Source organism: Pseudomonas sp. F9001, from assembly GCF_013385435.1.
Classification (GTDB): Bacteria; Pseudomonadota; Gammaproteobacteria; order Pseudomonadales; family Pseudomonadaceae; genus Aquipseudomonas.
In genome coordinates this window covers 612467-627922 of sequence record NZ_JACAPX010000013.1, presented here as the reverse complement: position 1 = coordinate 627922, position 15456 = coordinate 612467, and the positions used below count along the sequence as shown (strand labels likewise).

Sequence of the window (15456 nt, the reverse complement as noted above, 5' to 3'; positions counted from 1 at the left end):
ACAAGCTCGGAGCTTATGACCAGTAGCACAACGGCCGGTGCAGCCCATCTGGACACGTCCACCCAGCCTCCATTGCTGAGGATTACAGGGGATTGGACGCTTGCCCACTATGCCAACCTGAAGAAGCTGTCGGAAAAGCTCGACGGCCAGTACGACGCTGGCGCACGTATCGACCTTAACGGCCTCGGCGCCCTGGACACGGCCGGCGCCTCGCTGCTGGTGGAATTGCTCGGCCCCGAGCGCATCGAACAGTCCGCCGAACAGACCGACTGCAGCCTCTCGACCGCCGACCGCGCGTTACTGAAAACCGTCTACCGCTCTCTGAACGACTTCTGTGTGCCGGTCAAGGAACCCGAAGAAGCCGCCGGCATCATGTTGCTGGCGCGCATCGGCGGCGCGGTCTACACCGTCTGGCAAGACGGCATGAAACTGCTGGGCTTTATCGGCCTGATCCTCGAAACCTTCGCCCGTGGCGTATTCCGGCCCAAGCGCTGGCGCGTGACGCCAATGGTTGCGCATATCGAACAAACCGGCCTCGACGCGGCCCCCATCGTGGCCTTGCTGACCTTCCTGGTGGGCGCAGTGGTGGCGTTTCTCGGTGCCACGGTGCTGGCCAGTTTTGGCGCGAGTATCTTCACCGTGGACCTGGTGGCGTTCTCCTTCCTGCGGGAGTTCGGCGTGTTGCTCACCGCGATCCTGATGGCGGGCCGCACTGCCAGTGCCTTCACCGCACAAATCGGCTCGATGAAGGCCAACGAAGAGATCGATGCGATCCGCACCCTGGGCCTCGACCCGATGGAGTTGCTGGTGCTGCCCCGCGTACTGGCGTTGCTGGTGGCGCTGCCGATGCTGACGTTCCTGGCAATGCTCTCGGGCATTATCGGCGGCGGTGTGGTGTGTGCCGTGGCCCTGGATATTTCACCGGCGATGTTCCTGTCGCTGCTGCAATCGGACATTGGCGTGCAGCACTTCCTCGTCGGCATGGTCAAGGCGCCGATCTTCGCGTTCCTGATCGCGGCCATCGGCTGCCTCGAAGGTTTCAAGGTCAGCGGCAGCGCCGAGTCCGTCGGCGCCCACACCACCTCCAGTGTGGTGCAATCGATTTTCGTGGTGATCGTGCTGGATGCGGTCGCCGCACTGTTCTTCATGGAGATGGGCTGGTGAGTCGTTTACGCCGTGCGCCCACTGAGGCGGTGATCGAAGTCCGCGGGCTGTGCAACCGCTTTGGTTCGCAAAGCGTGCACGAGAACCTCGACCTGGACTTGTACAAGGGTGAAATCCTCGCCGTCGTCGGTGGCTCCGGCAGCGGCAAGTCGGTACTGCTGCGCAGCATCATTGGGTTGCGCCAGCCCAGCGAAGGCCAGGTGCGGGTGTTCGGGCAGAACTTGCCGAGCCTGTCGGAACACGAGCGGTCGCTGGTGGAGCGGCGCTTCGGCGTGCTGTTCCAGAAGGGCGCGCTGTTTTCCTCGCTGACGGTCACCGAGAACGTTGCGTTGCCACTGATAGAGCATGCCGGCCTCAGCCGTCCCGATGCCGAGCACCTGGCGGCAGTGAAACTGGCGTTGGCCGGGCTGCCGCTGTCGGCCGCCGACAAATACCCCTCGTCACTCTCCGGCGGCATGATCAAGCGCGCGGCCCTGGCCCGTGCCCTGGCGCTGGACCCGGACATCCTGTTTCTCGACGAACCCACCGCCGGCCTCGACCCGATCGGCGCCGCCGCCTTCGATCAACTGATCCTGACCCTGCGCGATGCGCTGGGCCTGAGCGTGTTCCTGGTCACCCACGACCTCGACACGCTGTACACCATCACCGACCGCGTAGCGGTGCTGGCGCAGAAAAAGGTACTGGTGGCGGATGCCATTGATGTCGTCTCGGAAACCGACGACGCCTGGATTCACGAATACTTCCATGGCCCACGGGGCCGCGCGGCATTGGATGCCGCTCAACTGCTCAACGAGGTATGACATGGAAACCCGAGCCCATCATGTGATGATCGGTCTGTTCAGCGTGATCGTCGTGGTCGGCGCCATGCTGTTTGGCCTGTGGCTGGCCAAGTCCAGCGTCGACAGCGCATTCCAGGATTACGAAGTGGTGTTCAACGAGGCGGTCAGTGGGCTGTCCCAAGGCAGTGCCGTGCAGTACAGCGGGATCAAGGTGGGCGACGTCACCAGCCTGCGCCTCGACCCGAAAGACCCGCGCCGGGTGCTGGCGCGCATCCGCCTGGCCGGGCAGACGCCGATCAAGGAAGACACCCAGGCCAAGCTGGCCCTGACCGGCATCACCGGCACCTCGATCATCCAGCTCAGCGGCGGTACGCCCCAAAGCCCTGAGCTCAAGGGCAAGGACGGCAACCTGCCGGAGATCATTGCGTCGCCATCGCCGATCGCGCGACTGCTGAACAACAGCAATGACCTGATGACCAGCATCAACTTGCTGCTGCACAACGCCAATCACATGTTCTCCCGGGAGAACGTCGAGCGCCTCAGCAATACCCTGGACAACCTGCAACAGACCACCGGCGCGATTGCCGATCAGCGCGGCGACATCAAGGTGGTGATGCAGCAATTGATGCAGGTGAGCAAACAGGCCAGCGCCACCCTGGAGCAAACCACCGCGTTGATGCGCAACGCCAACGGTTTGCTCAACGACCAGGGCAAGCAGGTGTTTGGCAGCGCCGAGAAGGCCATGCAGTCCCTTCAACAGAGCACGGCCACGATCGACACCTTGCTGACCAACAACAAGGATTCCCTGAACAGCGGCATGCAGGGTCTCAACGAACTGGCGCCAGCGGTGCGCGAGCTGCGGGAAACCCTGGGTTCGTTGCGCGCCATTTCCCGCCGCCTGGAAGCCAACCCCAGCGGTTACCTGCTGGGCAGCGACAAGAACAAGGAGTTCACGCCATGAAGCGTGCGTACCAAATGATCGCCCCCGTTGCGCTGGTATTGGTCAGTGCGTGTTCCATCCTGCCGAAGGCGGATCCCTCGGACGTGTACCGGTTGCCATCGGCGCAGGCCGCCACGCAGGCCAGCCCGGTGGCCTGGTCGCTGCGGGTGGCGAAGCCGCAGACCAGCGAATTCCTCGACAGCCCGCGGATTGCCGTGGTGCCTAACGGTGACTTGATCAGTAGTTACGCGAATTCCCGCTGGAGCGATCCAGCCCCCGTGCTGTTGCGTAATCGGTTGCTGGACGGGTTCCAGCGGGATGGGCGGGTGACGTTGCTCAGTACCGATGAGACCAATCTGCAGGCGGACTTTGAGTTGGGCGGGCAGTTGCAGGCGTTTCAGAGTGAGTATCGCGGCAGCGCAGTTGAAGTGGTGATACGGCTGGACGCACGGTTGGTGCGCGGGAGTGATCAACGGATTATTGCCAGCAAGCGGTTCGAGGTGAGGCAGCCGGTGGGGGATACCAAGGTGCCGGCGGTGGTGGCCGGGTTTGGTCAGGCTGGCGATGTACTGAACAGGCAGGTGGTGGATTGGGCCGTCGGCCTGGGAAACCGCGCTTTTGTGGCGAGGGAGCTTGCTCCCGTTGGGCTGCGCAGCAGCCCCAAAACCAGTCAATGAGCTTTGACTGACACACCTGCGATAACTGACTGGGGCCGCTTCGCGGCCCAACGGGAGCAAGCTCCCTCGCCACAGGGATTCAGGTCTTAGCCGAAGAACCAGTAGCACACCGCAATCGCCGCCACCACACCAGCAAACTCCGCCAACAACGCACACCCCACCGCATGCCGTGCCCGCTGGATTCCCACCGAGCCAAAGTACACCGCCAACACATAGAACGTGGTCTCGGTGCTGCCCTGAATCGTCGCCGCCACCAGCGCCGGGAAGCTGTCCACGCCCTGGGTCTGCATGGTCTCAATCAACATCGCCCGCGCCGCACTGCCGGAGAACGGCTTGACCATCGCGGTCGGCAGCGCATCGACAAAGCGCGTGTCCATGCCGGTCCAGGCCACCACGTGGCGAATGCCTTCCAGGCCGAAATCCAGCGCGCCGGACGCCCGCAACACGCCCACTGCACACAGCATCGCCACCAGGTACGGCAGCAGGTTCTTGGCAACGTCGAAGCCCTCTTTGGCGCCTTCGACAAACGCCTCGTAGACCTTCACCTTGCGCAGCGCGCCGATCACCAGGAACAACATGATCAGCCCGAACAGCGTGAGGTTGCCGAGGATCGACGACAGGCCCGCCAGCGCCGTGGCTGAGAGCGTCGCCAGCAAGGCCATGAAGCCACCCAGTACCAGCGCACCCGGAATCAGATACGCCAGCACCACCGGGTCCCACAGCCGCAGGCGTTGCATCACCGCCACCGACAACAGGCCCACCAGGGTCGAGGCGCTGGTGGCCAGCAGGATCGGCAGGAACACCAGCGTCGGGTCCGCCGCACCTTGCTGGGCGCGGTACATGAAGATGGTGACCGGCAGCAGGGTCAGGGAAGACGCGTTGAGTACCAGGAACAGGATCTGCGCGTTGCTGGCGGTATTGGGGATAGGGTTGAGCTCTTGCAGCGCCTTCATGGCCTTGAGGCCGATGGGCGTAGCGGCGTTATCGAGGCCCAGGCCGTTGGCGGCGAAGTTGAGCGTGATCAAGCCGATGGCCGGATGACCGGCAGGCACTTCCGGCATCAGGCGCCGGAACAGCGGCCCCAGGGCCTTGGCCAGCCAGTCGACGATCCCGGCTTTCTCGGCGATACGCAGGAAGCCCAGCCACAAGGTCAGGGTGCCGAACAGCAACACCATCACCTCGACCGACAGCTTGGCCATGGCGAAAATGCTTTCCACCATGGCCGCAAAGATCCCGGCATTCCCGCCGATCAGCCATTGCGCCAGCGCAGACACCATCGCCACGATAAAGAAGCCAAGCCACAGGCCATTGAGCATCAGTTGAATCCCCCGAAAGATGGGGCGAATGATAGCGGGGCTGGCAGAAACGACAAACCCCGGATTTTCCGGGGTTTGTGTAGGAGCCAGTCCTGGCGGTCAGCCGCGAGTGGTCTCGCCGGCCGGCAGCACTTGCTTGGTGCGCCAGTGCGGCAGGGAGTTCCAGTAGCGCTCGCCCTTGGCATCGTCGTACATGCCTTCCCAACGGGAGATGACCAGTACGGCCAGGGCGTTACCGATCACGTTCAGTGCGGTACGGGCCATGTCCATGATGCGGTCGACACCGGCGATGAACGCCAGGCCTTCCAGCGGAATGCCCACGCTGCCCAGGGTCGCCAGCAGTACCACGAAGGACACGCCCGGCACGCCGGCGATGCCTTTGGAGGTGACCATCAGGGTCAGCACCAGCATCAGTTGCTGGCCAATCGACAGGTCGATGCCATACAGCTGGGCGATAAAGATCGCCGCGATGCTCTGGTACAGGGTCGAACCGTCGAGGTTGAACGAGTAGCCGGTCGGTACCACGAAGCTGCAGATCGCCTTTGGCGCGCCGTAGGCTTCCATCTTCTCGATCACACGCGGCAGCACGGTTTCAGAACTGGCAGTGGAGTAGGCCAGCACCAGCTCATCCTTGAAGATGCGCATCAGCTTGATCACCGAGAAACCGAACAGGCGGGCGATCAGGCCCAGCACCACAAAAGCAAAGAACAGGATGGCGACGTAAACCAGGATCACCAGCTTGGCCAGCGGCAGCAGCGAGGCGAAGCCGAAGTTGGCGACGGTCACCGCGATCAGGGCAAATACACCGATCGGGGCGTATTTCATGATCATGTGGGTGACTTTGAACATGCTCTCGGACACGCCCTGGAACATGGTCACCAGGGGCTCGCGCAATTCAGGCTTGAGGCTCGACAAGCCGAGGCCGAACAACACCGAGAAGAAGATGATAGGCAGCATGTCGCCACGGGCCACGGCGGCGAAGATATTCGACGGGATCAGGTTGAGGATCGTCTCGATGAACGCGTGCTCGTGCTGGACCTCGGCGGCGGTGGCCGTGTATTTGGAAATGTCGACGGTACCCAGGGTACTCATGTCGATGCCGGTACCCGGATGGAACAGGTTGGCCAGCAACAGGCCGACCACAATGGCAATGGTGGTGACCACTTCGAAGTAAAGGATGGTTTTAACGCCGATCCGGCCGAGCTTTTTCGCATCGCCAACACCGGCGATTCCGACAATCAGCGACGAAATCACGATCGGGATAACGATCATCTTGATCAGGCGGATAAAGATATCGCCAGCGGGCTGCAACACGTTGCTGATCCACCAGGCCTTTTCAGCACTGAAATGGTTAAGCACCGCACCGATTGCAATCCCCAGCACCAGACCGATGAGGATCTGCCAGGCGAGGCTTAGCTTTGCCTTCTTCATGTCATTACCCTTACTTCAAGTGGACTCAGGCAGATGCGCCAGCAGCTGGAACGCTCGAGAGCGAAAAAGTGTGTGCATCTGCCCCCGTAGAAGGTCACCGCAGTTGGCCGATATGGCTCACTGGCAGGCGAAAAAAGGCGCAACTATTCCGATGCAAGGAGGCGACGTCTAATGCCGTAAACGCCTACCCTATGCCGAATCGGCATGAGTTTTTTTGAGTTTTTCTGTCTGAACGGTCAGTTCGAATACGACATTTCGGCAGGCATAAATGCCGCGAACCGGCCATTTCAGGCTCGCGCAGGGTTTTTTGAAAATCTACGGTCGCGGTTGAAAACCCCTGAAAATTCCTACGCATACCATCGAAAAACTCGTCTGGCAGGAGACAAACTTTCTCGATAGATGGTCACGCGGAAACACCAAGAAATGGTTGGGCGGACGCAAAAAGGAGAATTGCCGCTATGGGCGGCATGACAGAAGCGGGCATAGGAGCCGCAAGCCCGTCGCAAGTTCCACAAACCATCGGCTTGGGAACTTGCGTCGCAGCTTTTCACCTGACCCGGCCCTTGCGCAGGCACTCCCTGTCCCCGTAGGTCACGCCGATCCAAACGATCAGAGCAACCCGGCCCCTTGGTCATGCACCACCCTTGTCGGGCGATGCAAACAGAAAGAAGCACGGCGCTTCTTTCTATGGACGTTAAGCCGGTAGACGACAGCGTCGTCAGACCGAACCTAGTACCAATTCGGATCTTTCTTGAGCTGTTCCATCAGCAGCTTTTGCATGCCTTCGTCCGGCTTGCCAAGAAAACGGTAGTCGGCGTGCCGCGTTGGCGATTTGTCCGCGGGCAAGCCCGCCGGGACTTCTACCAACATCGCGTAAGCATCTTCCTTGTCGAAGCTGAAAGCGACGATCAGGCGCTTGTTCAGGCATGTGTCTGCGGTTTCACAGAGCGGCCCGACCAAGTACTTGTCACCATCCTCTTCAACGGCATTCATCTGTTCAGCGCTACCCGACAGGTTCATCACCCATTCAGGCAGGCGCTCTTCCTTCTTGACCACGCTCTGCCAGGTCTCGCGGTACTGCGGGTCCGCACTCAGCAGTTCGTTGGCTCGGGACTGGCCATCATTGGCAGCCAGCACCAAGCCGCTGCCGCCCAACAACAGGGCGGCAGCCAGGGCTTTAAGGGACGAGTTGAACATGCTTAGCCTCGACCACGACGGCCAAAGAAGAAGGAAGCGATGAACATCACCAGGAAGACCACAAACAGAATCTTGGCGATACCCGTGGCGGTGCCCGCGATACCACCGAAGCCCAGGACTGCAGCCACAATGGCGATGATCAGAAATGTGATTGCCCAACTCAACATGGTGATTCTCCTTACGCTTCTTTTAGGGGTAACAGCGGTAGTGCCTGCGGTCGCTCGATTCGAGGACCGTGTATTGCCTAGAACACCCAGCGTTCCTGCGATGGCAGGTCGCCGAGGGTGGAGTCCTGTTCAACCGCCGCCAATTGCGGGGTTGTCACATCGGCGGCAGTGCTGCCGACGGAGCGGAAATGGGTCTGGATCATCATCGGACGTTCAAACTGCACGACTTGCTGCTGACTCTGCTGCCAATGCGCCAATTGCTGACCGCCAATCAAGGTCACCATCAGGGCCAGGCTGGCAAACAGCCCCTGTTGCAGGCGCAGTGGCGATACACGCAGTTGGGTCAGGCTTTGGCGAGTCATGCTGTATCTCTCCCGCATTCTGATTATTCGTAGATGAAACTCGTATGAGGTGTATTGCAGCCTGCGTGCCAGTTTTTTAACAAAATAAAACCCAATAAAATCAATAAGTTAAAAACAAAAGCGCTTTGACACCACGAGCATCCTGCACGATGCCCCTATCCTTGCCGTGCGAAATGCACGATGGTCACTGGTCGGATCAAGGGATAGGAAGGCAACGTTCGACTGCCGAAGTGGCAAGAGGGAGACAAAAACGCCTCTTGTGGGCGTCTTTGTAAGAAGAAGCGCAGATAGCTGCGCGGTGACGGCTTTAATCAATCAGAATAAACCATGCAACTTGCCCGATTATTCCGGGACTAAACAACATCATTCATTCTTAAGGGAGCGCGGGACAGATGGAATCAGCCAAGGAACTTCAAGGCCGCATTCTTTTAGTGGATGACGAATCCGCGATCCTTCGCACCTTCCGTTACTGCCTGGAAGATGAAGGCTACACCGTAGCCACCGCCAACAGCGCCGCCCAGGCCGATGCCTTGTTGCAACGCCAGGTGTTTGACCTGTGCTTCCTGGACCTGCGCCTGGGCGAAGACAACGGCCTGGATGTACTGGCGCAAATGCGTATCCAGGCGCCGTGGATGCGCGTGGTGATCGTCACGGCCCACTCGGCCGTCGACACCGCCGTGGATGCGATCCAGGCCGGCGCGGCCGACTACCTGGTAAAGCCTTGCAGCCCCGACCAATTGCGCCTGGCCACGGCCAAGCAGCTGGAAGTGCGCCAGCTCTCGGCACGCCTGGAAGCCCTGGAAGGCGCAGTGCGCCAGCCCAAGGACGGCCTCGACTCCCATAGCCCGGCGATGATGGTGGTGCTGGAAACCGCACGCCAGGTGGCGGGCACTGATGCCAACATCCTGATTCTCGGCGAGTCCGGCACCGGTAAAGGTGAACTGGCCCGGGCGATCCACGGTTGGAGCAAACGCGCGAAAAAATCCTGCGTCACCATCAACTGCCCATCGCTGACGGCGGAACTGATGGAAAGCGAGTTGTTCGGTCATAGCCGTGGTGCGTTTACCGGCGCCAGCGAAAGCACCCTGGGCCGCGTCAACCAGGCCGATGGCGGCACCTTGTTTCTCGACGAGATCGGCGACTTTCCGCTTACTTTACAACCCAAGTTGCTGCGCTTTATCCAGGACAAGGAATACGAGCGCGTCGGCGACCCGGTGACTCGCCGTGCCGATGTGCGAATCCTCGCCGCAACCAACCTGAACCTGGAAGACATGGTTCGCGACGGCCGTTTCCGCGAAGACCTGCTGTATCGCCTGAATGTCATCACCTTGCACCTGCCGCCCCTGCGCGAACGCAGCGAAGACATCCTGACCCTGGCCGACCGCTTCCTGGCGCGCTTCGTGAAGGAATATGCGCGGCCGGCGCGCGGCTTCAGCGATGAAGCCCGTGAGGCACTGCTCAACTACCGCTGGCCGGGGAACATCCGTGAGCTGCGCAACGTGGTTGAGCGGGCCAGCATCATTTGCCCGCAGGAAAAAGTTGAGATCAGCCACCTCGGCATGGCCGAGCAGCCGACCAACAATGCCCCGCGTATCGGTGCGGCGTTGAGCCTGGATGAACTGGAAAAGGCGCATATCGGCGCCGTGCTGGCCACCAGCGACACCCTGGACCAGGCGGCCCGAACCCTTGGCATTGATGCGTCGACGCTGTATCGCAAACGCAAACAATACAACCTGTGAGCTGTAGCCTATGAAGCTTGCGATGACCCTGCGCACTCGGTTGTTCCTGAGTATTTCCGCGCTGATCACCGTCGCCCTGTTGGGGTTGCTGCTGGGGCTGGTGAGCGTCATGCAAATGGCCAAGACCCAGGAATCGTTGATTCGCAGCAACTTCATCACATTGGACCTGGGGCTCAAGCTTCGGCAGACCCTCGGCGACCAGTTGATGATCATGCTCAATGAACAGCCGAATACCGCTGCGCTGGAGGACTCCAAGCAACGCTATTTCGCCCTGTTGCAGCAAGGTATCGACCACGAACAAAAGGACGCGGTAACCAGCGGTTTTACCCAGGCCAAGACCAATTACCTGAGCTTTCTCGAGGCGTTCGATGAAAAGGAGAATGCTCCGCCGCAACTGCGCAACAACGACGAGCTGACCAAACGCTTCAACATCCTGCGCAACGGCCTGATCGCCGAGCACAAGAAAGCCCTGGATAACATCAACGATACCGAACACAAGTCCCGTGAACGTGCGCTGCTGATTGCCGGCCTGCTGGGCCTGGTCGGGCTGGCCGTGCTGATCATCGGTTTCGTTACCGCCCACGGTATCGCCCGACGCTTTGGCGGGCCGATCGAAGCGCTGGCCAAGGCCGCCGACAAGATCGGCCAGGGCAACTTCGAAGTCACGCTGCCCATTTCATCCGCAGCGGAAATGAACCTGTTGACCCGACGCTTCGGCATCATGGCCGAGGCGTTGCGCCAGCATCAGGCAACCAATGTCGACGAGCTACTCGCCGGGCAGCAACGCCTGCAAGCGGTGCTCGACAGCATCGACGACGGCCTGCTGATGATCGACCGCCAGGGTCGCCTGGAACACCTTAACCCGGTGGCACAACGTCAACTCGGCTGGGACGAGAATCGCCTGGGCCAAGGCCTTGGCGACGCCCTGGGCCGCCCGGAACTGGATGAACAGCTGCAGCTGGTACTGCGCGGCGGCAACCTGGAGCGCGCACCTGAAGACCTGGAAGTAGAGGTTGAGGGTGAGCTGCGCCTGCTGACGTACAGCCTGACGCCGGTCAGCCATACCCAGGGGCACATTCTGGGCGCGGTGATGGTGCTGCATGACGTTACCGAACAGCGTGCCTTTGAACGAGTGCGCAGTGAGTTTGTATTGCGCGCGTCCCATGAATTACGCACGCCGGTGACGGGCATGCACATGGCCTTCGGCTTGTTCCGGGAACGGGCGAAGTTTCCTGCGGAGTCGCGCGAAGCGGACCTGCTGGATACGGTCAACGAGGAAATGCAGCGCCTGATGCAGTTGATCAACGACTTGCTCAACTTCTCGCGCTACCAGAATGGCTTGCAGAAACTCACCCTGGGCCCGTGTGACATCAGCGACCTGCTCGAACATGCCCGCGCCCGCTTCGCGGAGCAGGCGAATGCACAGAACATCGAGCTGCTGGTTGAGGAACAATCCCCGCTACCGAGGTTGCATGCCGATCGAGCGCAGCTGGAAAGGGTGCTCGACAATTTGCTGGGCAATGCCCTGCGGCACACAGCCGACGGTGGGCAGATCCGCTTGCAGGCGCGTCGTCATGGCGAACGGGTGATTGTCAGCGTTGAAGACAACGGTGAAGGCATTGCCTACGGCCAGCAGGGACGAATCTTCGAACCGTTTGTGCAGGTAGGCCGCAAGAAAGGCGGCGCCGGGCTGGGCCTGGCGCTGTGCAAGGAGATCGTGCAATTGCACGGTGGCCGCATGGGGGTGTATTCGCGGCCGGGGCAGGGGACGCAGTTCTACATGGCGTTGCCCCTGTAGGACCAACGCGCCAACCGTTATTGGTGATTCAACGCCCGCAGGATCGCAGCACTTTCGGCATCCGGCGTCCCATCAAACAGCGACGCCCGGAAATGCATCTGGAACGCGGCCACCACATGCCGCGTCGCCACATCCAGCTCGCCCGTCTGCGGCGTCGGATAGCCCAGCTTCGCCAACTCTTCCTGGAACCAGGTAATGCTCGGCAGATCGGCTGCGTACTGCACCTGGTAACGGGCCACCGCCTTGGCGTCCGGCCACATGCCCAGCCCTTCATCCGCCAGGCGCTTCCAGGGGAACAACGGCCCCGGGTCCAGCTTGCGCAGCGGGGCAATGTCGCTATGGCCGATGATGTTTCGCGGGTCGATGCCGTTGCGTTTGGTGATGTCCTTGAGCAGCACCACCAGCGACTGCACCTGCGCTTCGGAATAGGGATACCAGACGCGGCCCGTCGGCAAATCCCGATAACCCGGGTTCACGATCTCGATCCCGATGGAGCTGGAGTTGAGCCAGGTGCGGCCCATCCATTCACTTTCTCCGGCATGCCAGGCGCGCTGGCTTTCATCCACGAGCTTATAGATGGTGGCCGAGGCGTCATCACCGATCAGGTAATGACTGCTGACCTGGCCATGGGTCAACAGCGCCAGGGAGCGCTCAAGGGACGCCGAGGTGTAGTGCACGACGACAAACTGCACACGATTGTCGTGGTTCACCGACGGATGACTGGTGTCCAGGCGAGGGCCGCTCGCGCAACCGGCGAGCAGGAGAAACAGAAAGGCAGAACACAGAAGTTTCATGGCAGCAAATAGTACGCTTAAGACGATAATGCAACAGTGTAACGTACCGTTTGCTGCCAGGCGGCCAAATGCGATGTTTTAAACAAAATGGAACATTTCCGGTCAGGCCGCCTGCACCTGGTTACGCCCCGCCGCCTTGGCACGATATAACGCCTCGTCAGCGCGCTTGAGCGCCAGGTCGCTGCGTTCTCCCGGCTGAAACTGCGCCATGCCCATGGACACCGTAATCGTCACCGGCTCGCCCTTGAAGTGAAACGGGCAGGCTTGGATGGCTGCACGCAGGGTTTCGCCCACCGCCAACGCATCGGACAGCGACGAGTTGGGCATCAACAGCACAAACTCTTCACCGCCAAAACGCGCGATGAAGTCGTTCGGCCGCAGGCGTTTGCGAAGCACCGTGGCGATGATCTTCAGCACCTTGTCGCCCGCCAGATGACCATAGCCGTCGTTGATGCGCTTGAAGTGATCGAGGTCCAGCATCGCCAGTGACAAGTTATTTCCACGCTGGTGCCAGGCGTTGACCTCCTGCTCCAGGCGCTCGCTCCAGGCAGCGCGGTTGGGTAGTCCTGTGAGCGGATCGATCAGGGCTTTCTGGCGCTGAACCTCAAGGTGTTCACGGTAGCCCTGAGCCTCTTGCTCCATATTGGCGACCCGTTCGGCCAGGCCCTTGAGCCGTGCAGCCACTTCCTGTTCGCGCTGGTCACGCTGGTGGCGGTGTTCATCCATGGTGCCCAGCAACCCTTCGAGATGGCTCTCCAGCACGTGCTTGAGGCTGTCGAGGTCCGCGGCGTCCTGCATGCTGGTTTGCAAACCATCCACTTGTTCGCGGATCTGGGTATCCAGTTCCCTGGCCGCCGAGCGGCTGTCGGCGTGGCCGTCACTGGCGACCTGCAGGTGCCCCTGGAACGCCTCGAGACGATCGTTGAGCTGCTTGAGGTAGGCTTCAAACTCGTGCTGGCCGCTGTCGGTGATCGCCAGCATCAACACCGCCAGGTCATCGAGGATCGGCAGCAATTCGTACCAGTTCAATCCGTGGGCCAGGCGTTCACGCATGGCTTCGGCCTGGGGCCGATGGCGCTCGGGCAGCGAGAGGTCTTCCAGTAAGCCGAGCAGGGTATCTTCGATGTGCTTGGCCACCGAACTGTAAGACGGCTCGGGGGTGTCGGGCAGGGCGTAGGCTTGATCCGCTTGCAGCTCGTCTGGGTTCAGCTCTGCCTGCTCGGGCGATTCTTGCGGTTCATCGGCCAGGACCGGGGGCAGGGAAAGACTGCCGATCTCTGTCCGCTCCGGCTCACGGGCCTGCACCTCTGGCACCTCGACCATGGCGGCAAGAGCACTCTCGAGCTCAACCTCCGCTTCGATCGGTTGCTCGGGTTCTGGCGTTTCGATAATCGTAGCGGGTGCCTCGACGACAGGCGCTGTGACCGCGACGGCCGGAACAACAGGCACTGCTTCGCTGACAGCGTCGGTAGCCTCTACTGGCGATACCGGTTCAGGGGGCGATTCGATGGGGGCCGGGACCTTCGGCTGCGGTGCAAAAGCCCGCAGCGCCTGGGCCAGTTCCGCCGATTGCGCCGGCGCTTCAACTTCACCCACCGGGCTGGGCTTTGGCGCAGCAGGCGCCGGAGAAGCCGGGCGGGATGGCGTGGGCGCTTCAACCTCCGGCGTGTCGATTGCGTCCTTGGTGCCAAACAGACGCTGCAACAGCCCCGGGCTCGAACGGCTGGTTTCGCCCTCCGGCTCCAGGTTACTCAGCGCCTGCCCCTGCAGGCCGCTCAGCTCGCTCAGCAACAGCGGGATCTCCCGCGCCTGGCCGACCCGACCGTCCAGCTGCTTGGCGAAAGCCTTCAGCGGGCGACTCACGTCCCGTGGCAAGGGCAGTTTCTGCAACTGAGTGACCAGGGCCGTCAACGCGCTGCCGATCTGGTCAACCCGGGTTTCGCGGCGCTGCTCCGAATCCAGCACGGCCTTTTCCAGGCGCGGCAGCAATGCAGCGAGGGCGGCGTCCATGTCGTCGGTGCGCACCACATCGCGCATTTCCTTCATGCATTGGTCAACCGCTCGGTCGGTCCCTTCTGCCGCCAGGGTGCTGCGCACCAGCCCTCGGCGCAGCAGGTCGAGGCGGGCGGCCCAGCGACGCTCGAGCTTTTCTTGTTGCTCGACGCTTTTAAGGTATTTCTCTTTCCAACGCTGGGCGTCGTCGCTCATGCAAGGGGTCCGCGAGGGCCGGGGCTCAACACGGGCAATGCATCAGCCGTGAGCGAACCCGGCAGACGAATCTCTACCGCGACGGGCAGGTGATCGGAGATGGGCTGCGCCAGTACCTGCACACTTTCGAGTGTCAGGGTCGGGCTGAGCAGGATGTGATCAAGACAACGTTGCGGTCGCCAGCTGGGAAAGGTGGCTTCGACTTGCGGCGCCAGCAACCCAAGGTCGCGCAACGGGGAATTCTGTAGCAGGTCTGTGGCATGGGTGTTCATGTCACCCATCAGCACCTGGTGTTTGTAGCCGCCAATCAACTCACGGATGTAGGCCAACTGCATGGTTCGGGTTCGAGCCCCCAGTGCGAGGTGCATCATCACCACGACCAATGCTTCCGGCCCTTCGCCGAATCGTACGAGAATTGCACCGCGGCCTTTCGGGCCAGGCAACGGGTGGTCCTCGATCGCCCACGGTTTCAGACGGCTGAGCACACCATTGCTGTGCTGGCCGAGTTTGCCGAGGTTGCGATTGAGTTGTTGATACCAGTAGGGAAAGGCACCGAGTTGCGCAAGGTGTTCGACCTGGTTGATGTAGCCGGAACGCAGGCTGCCACCATCGGCCTCCTGCAGGGCTACCAGGTCGAAGTCGCCCAGCAGGTCGCCGATCTTCTGCAGATTACCGGCACGCCCATTGTGGGGCAGCAGGTGCTGCCAGCCACGGGTCAGGTAGTGCCGGTATTTCTCGGTGCTGATGCCCACCTGGATATTGAAACTGAGCAGACGCAGCCGACTGTCTGCCGGCAGGCCCGTGGATTCAAGGTGGTGTTCGTTGACCTTCGGGTCATGCAGGCCAACGACACGTTCAGTACCCCAGCGACGCATGACGGGCCC

General features: G+C 61.3%; 14 protein-coding genes. 6 read left to right on the top strand and 8 right to left on the bottom strand.

What is annotated here, in order from left to right:
- Positions 1-15: 15 nt before the first annotated feature.
- The 4 genes from HX818_RS15480 to HX818_RS15465 are packed head-to-tail and all read left to right on the top strand — an operon-like array spanning position 16 to position 3560.
- Positions 16-1164 carry an ABC transporter permease gene (locus HX818_RS15480; RefSeq protein WP_032899919.1) on the top strand — a complete coding sequence of 383 codons (1149 nt, stop codon included), beginning with the start codon at positions 16-18 and terminating at the stop codon, positions 1162-1164.
- The gene (locus HX818_RS15475; RefSeq protein WP_003214778.1) at positions 1161-1964 is read left to right on the top strand and encodes an ABC transporter ATP-binding protein; all 804 of its coding nucleotides are present in this window, start codon (positions 1161-1163) and stop codon (positions 1962-1964) included. Before HX818_RS15480 ends, HX818_RS15475 begins: the two co-directional genes overlap by 4 nt.
- Before the next feature lies 1 nt (position 1965).
- Complete coding sequence (locus HX818_RS15470; protein WP_003214780.1) at positions 1966-2904, top strand: MlaD family protein; 939 nt, start codon at positions 1966-1968, stop codon at positions 2902-2904.
- Positions 2901-3560 (top strand): ABC-type transport auxiliary lipoprotein family protein, encoded by a 660-nt coding sequence (locus HX818_RS15465; RefSeq protein ID WP_177020364.1) that lies wholly within the window; start codon positions 2901-2903, stop codon positions 3558-3560. The genes HX818_RS15470 and HX818_RS15465 overlap by 4 nt, the downstream gene beginning before the upstream one ends.
- Before the next feature lie 86 nt (positions 3561-3646).
- Here the strand turns inward: HX818_RS15465 and HX818_RS15460 are convergent, their stop codons facing one another.
- The 5 genes from HX818_RS15460 to HX818_RS15440 all read right to left on the bottom strand — a co-directional run bounded on the left by HX818_RS15460 (position 3647) and on the right by HX818_RS15440 (position 8033).
- Entirely contained in the window at positions 3647-4876 is a 1230-nt protein-coding gene (locus HX818_RS15460) for a nucleoside recognition domain-containing protein (protein WP_003214785.1), read from the bottom strand.
- Positions 4877-4975: 99 nt separating this feature from the next.
- Positions 4976-6307 carry a glutamate/aspartate:proton symporter GltP gene (gene gltP / locus HX818_RS15455; RefSeq protein ID WP_017477988.1) on the bottom strand — a complete coding sequence of 444 codons (1332 nt, stop codon included), beginning with the start codon at positions 6305-6307 and terminating at the stop codon, positions 4976-4978.
- 729 nt (positions 6308-7036) lie between these two features.
- The gene (locus HX818_RS15450) at positions 7037-7504 is read right to left on the bottom strand and encodes an inhibitor of vertebrate lysozyme family protein (protein WP_008439644.1); all 468 of its coding nucleotides are present in this window, start codon (positions 7502-7504) and stop codon (positions 7037-7039) included.
- A 2-nt stretch (positions 7505-7506) separates the two neighbouring features.
- Positions 7507-7671, bottom strand: a complete 165-nt coding sequence (locus HX818_RS15445; protein WP_003170804.1) for a DUF1328 domain-containing protein — start codon at positions 7669-7671, stop codon at positions 7507-7509.
- 77 nt (positions 7672-7748) lie between these two features.
- A complete protein-coding gene (locus HX818_RS15440) occupies positions 7749-8033 on the bottom strand; it encodes a hypothetical protein (protein ID WP_177020363.1) in 285 nt (94 codons plus the stop codon).
- A gap of 392 nt (positions 8034-8425) precedes the next feature.
- On the opposite strand from HX818_RS15440, the gene algB reads away from it, so the two are divergent.
- Both algB and HX818_RS15430 read left to right on the top strand, forming a co-directional pair.
- Entirely contained in the window at positions 8426-9772 is a 1347-nt protein-coding gene (algB, locus tag HX818_RS15435; RefSeq protein ID WP_003214793.1) for a sigma-54-dependent response regulator transcription factor AlgB, read from the top strand.
- Between the two features lie 10 nt (positions 9773-9782).
- Entirely contained in the window at positions 9783-11570 is a 1788-nt protein-coding gene (locus HX818_RS15430) for a KinB sensor domain-containing domain (RefSeq protein WP_008439641.1), read from the top strand.
- A 17-nt stretch (positions 11571-11587) separates the two neighbouring features.
- Here the strand turns inward: HX818_RS15430 and HX818_RS15425 are convergent, their stop codons facing one another.
- The 3 genes from HX818_RS15425 to HX818_RS15415 all read right to left on the bottom strand — a co-directional run bounded on the left by HX818_RS15425 (position 11588) and on the right by HX818_RS15415 (position 15447).
- The gene (locus HX818_RS15425) at positions 11588-12364 is read right to left on the bottom strand and encodes an N-acetylmuramoyl-L-alanine amidase (protein ID WP_177020362.1); all 777 of its coding nucleotides are present in this window, start codon (positions 12362-12364) and stop codon (positions 11588-11590) included.
- A 102-nt stretch (positions 12365-12466) separates the two neighbouring features.
- Positions 12467-14572 (bottom strand): GGDEF domain-containing protein, encoded by a 2106-nt coding sequence (locus tag HX818_RS15420; RefSeq protein ID WP_177020361.1) that lies wholly within the window; start codon positions 14570-14572, stop codon positions 12467-12469.
- Positions 14569-15447: an endonuclease/exonuclease/phosphatase family protein gene (locus tag HX818_RS15415; protein ID WP_177020360.1), complete on the bottom strand. Its 879-nt coding sequence runs from the start codon at positions 15445-15447 to the stop codon at positions 14569-14571. The genes HX818_RS15420 and HX818_RS15415 overlap by 4 nt, the downstream gene beginning before the upstream one ends.
- Positions 15448-15456 lie beyond the last annotated feature (9 nt).

Excerpts from the sequence above, each read along its gene's own strand:
- HX818_RS15480 (WP_032899919.1), top strand. The coding sequence starts at position 16 with ATGACCAGTAGCACAACGGCCGGTGCAGCCCATCTGGACACGTCCACC.
- HX818_RS15470 (WP_003214780.1), top strand. The coding sequence starts at position 1,966 with ATGGAAACCCGAGCCCATCATGTGATGATCGGTCTGTTCAGCGTGATC.
- HX818_RS15465 (WP_177020364.1), top strand. The coding sequence starts at position 2,901 with ATGAAGCGTGCGTACCAAATGATCGCCCCCGTTGCGCTGGTATTGGTC.
- HX818_RS15460 (WP_003214785.1), bottom strand. The coding sequence starts at position 4,876 with ATGCTCAATGGCCTGTGGCTTGGCTTCTTTATCGTGGCGATGGTGTCT.
- gltP (WP_017477988.1), bottom strand. The coding sequence starts at position 6,307 with ATGAAGAAGGCAAAGCTAAGCCTCGCCTGGCAGATCCTCATCGGTCTG.
- HX818_RS15450 (WP_008439644.1), bottom strand. The coding sequence starts at position 7,504 with ATGTTCAACTCGTCCCTTAAAGCCCTGGCTGCCGCCCTGTTGTTGGGC.
- HX818_RS15445 (WP_003170804.1), bottom strand. The coding sequence starts at position 7,671 with ATGTTGAGTTGGGCAATCACATTTCTGATCATCGCCATTGTGGCTGCA.
- HX818_RS15440 (WP_177020363.1), bottom strand. The coding sequence starts at position 8,033 with ATGACTCGCCAAAGCCTGACCCAACTGCGTGTATCGCCACTGCGCCTG.
- algB (WP_003214793.1), top strand. The coding sequence starts at position 8,426 with ATGGAATCAGCCAAGGAACTTCAAGGCCGCATTCTTTTAGTGGATGAC.
- HX818_RS15430 (WP_008439641.1), top strand. The coding sequence starts at position 9,783 with ATGAAGCTTGCGATGACCCTGCGCACTCGGTTGTTCCTGAGTATTTCC.
- HX818_RS15425 (WP_177020362.1), bottom strand. The coding sequence starts at position 12,364 with ATGAAACTTCTGTGTTCTGCCTTTCTGTTTCTCCTGCTCGCCGGTTGC.
- HX818_RS15420 (WP_177020361.1), bottom strand. The coding sequence starts at position 14,572 with ATGAGCGACGACGCCCAGCGTTGGAAAGAGAAATACCTTAAAAGCGTC.
- HX818_RS15415 (WP_177020360.1), bottom strand. The coding sequence starts at position 15,447 with ATGCGTCGCTGGGGTACTGAACGTGTCGTTGGCCTGCATGACCCGAAG.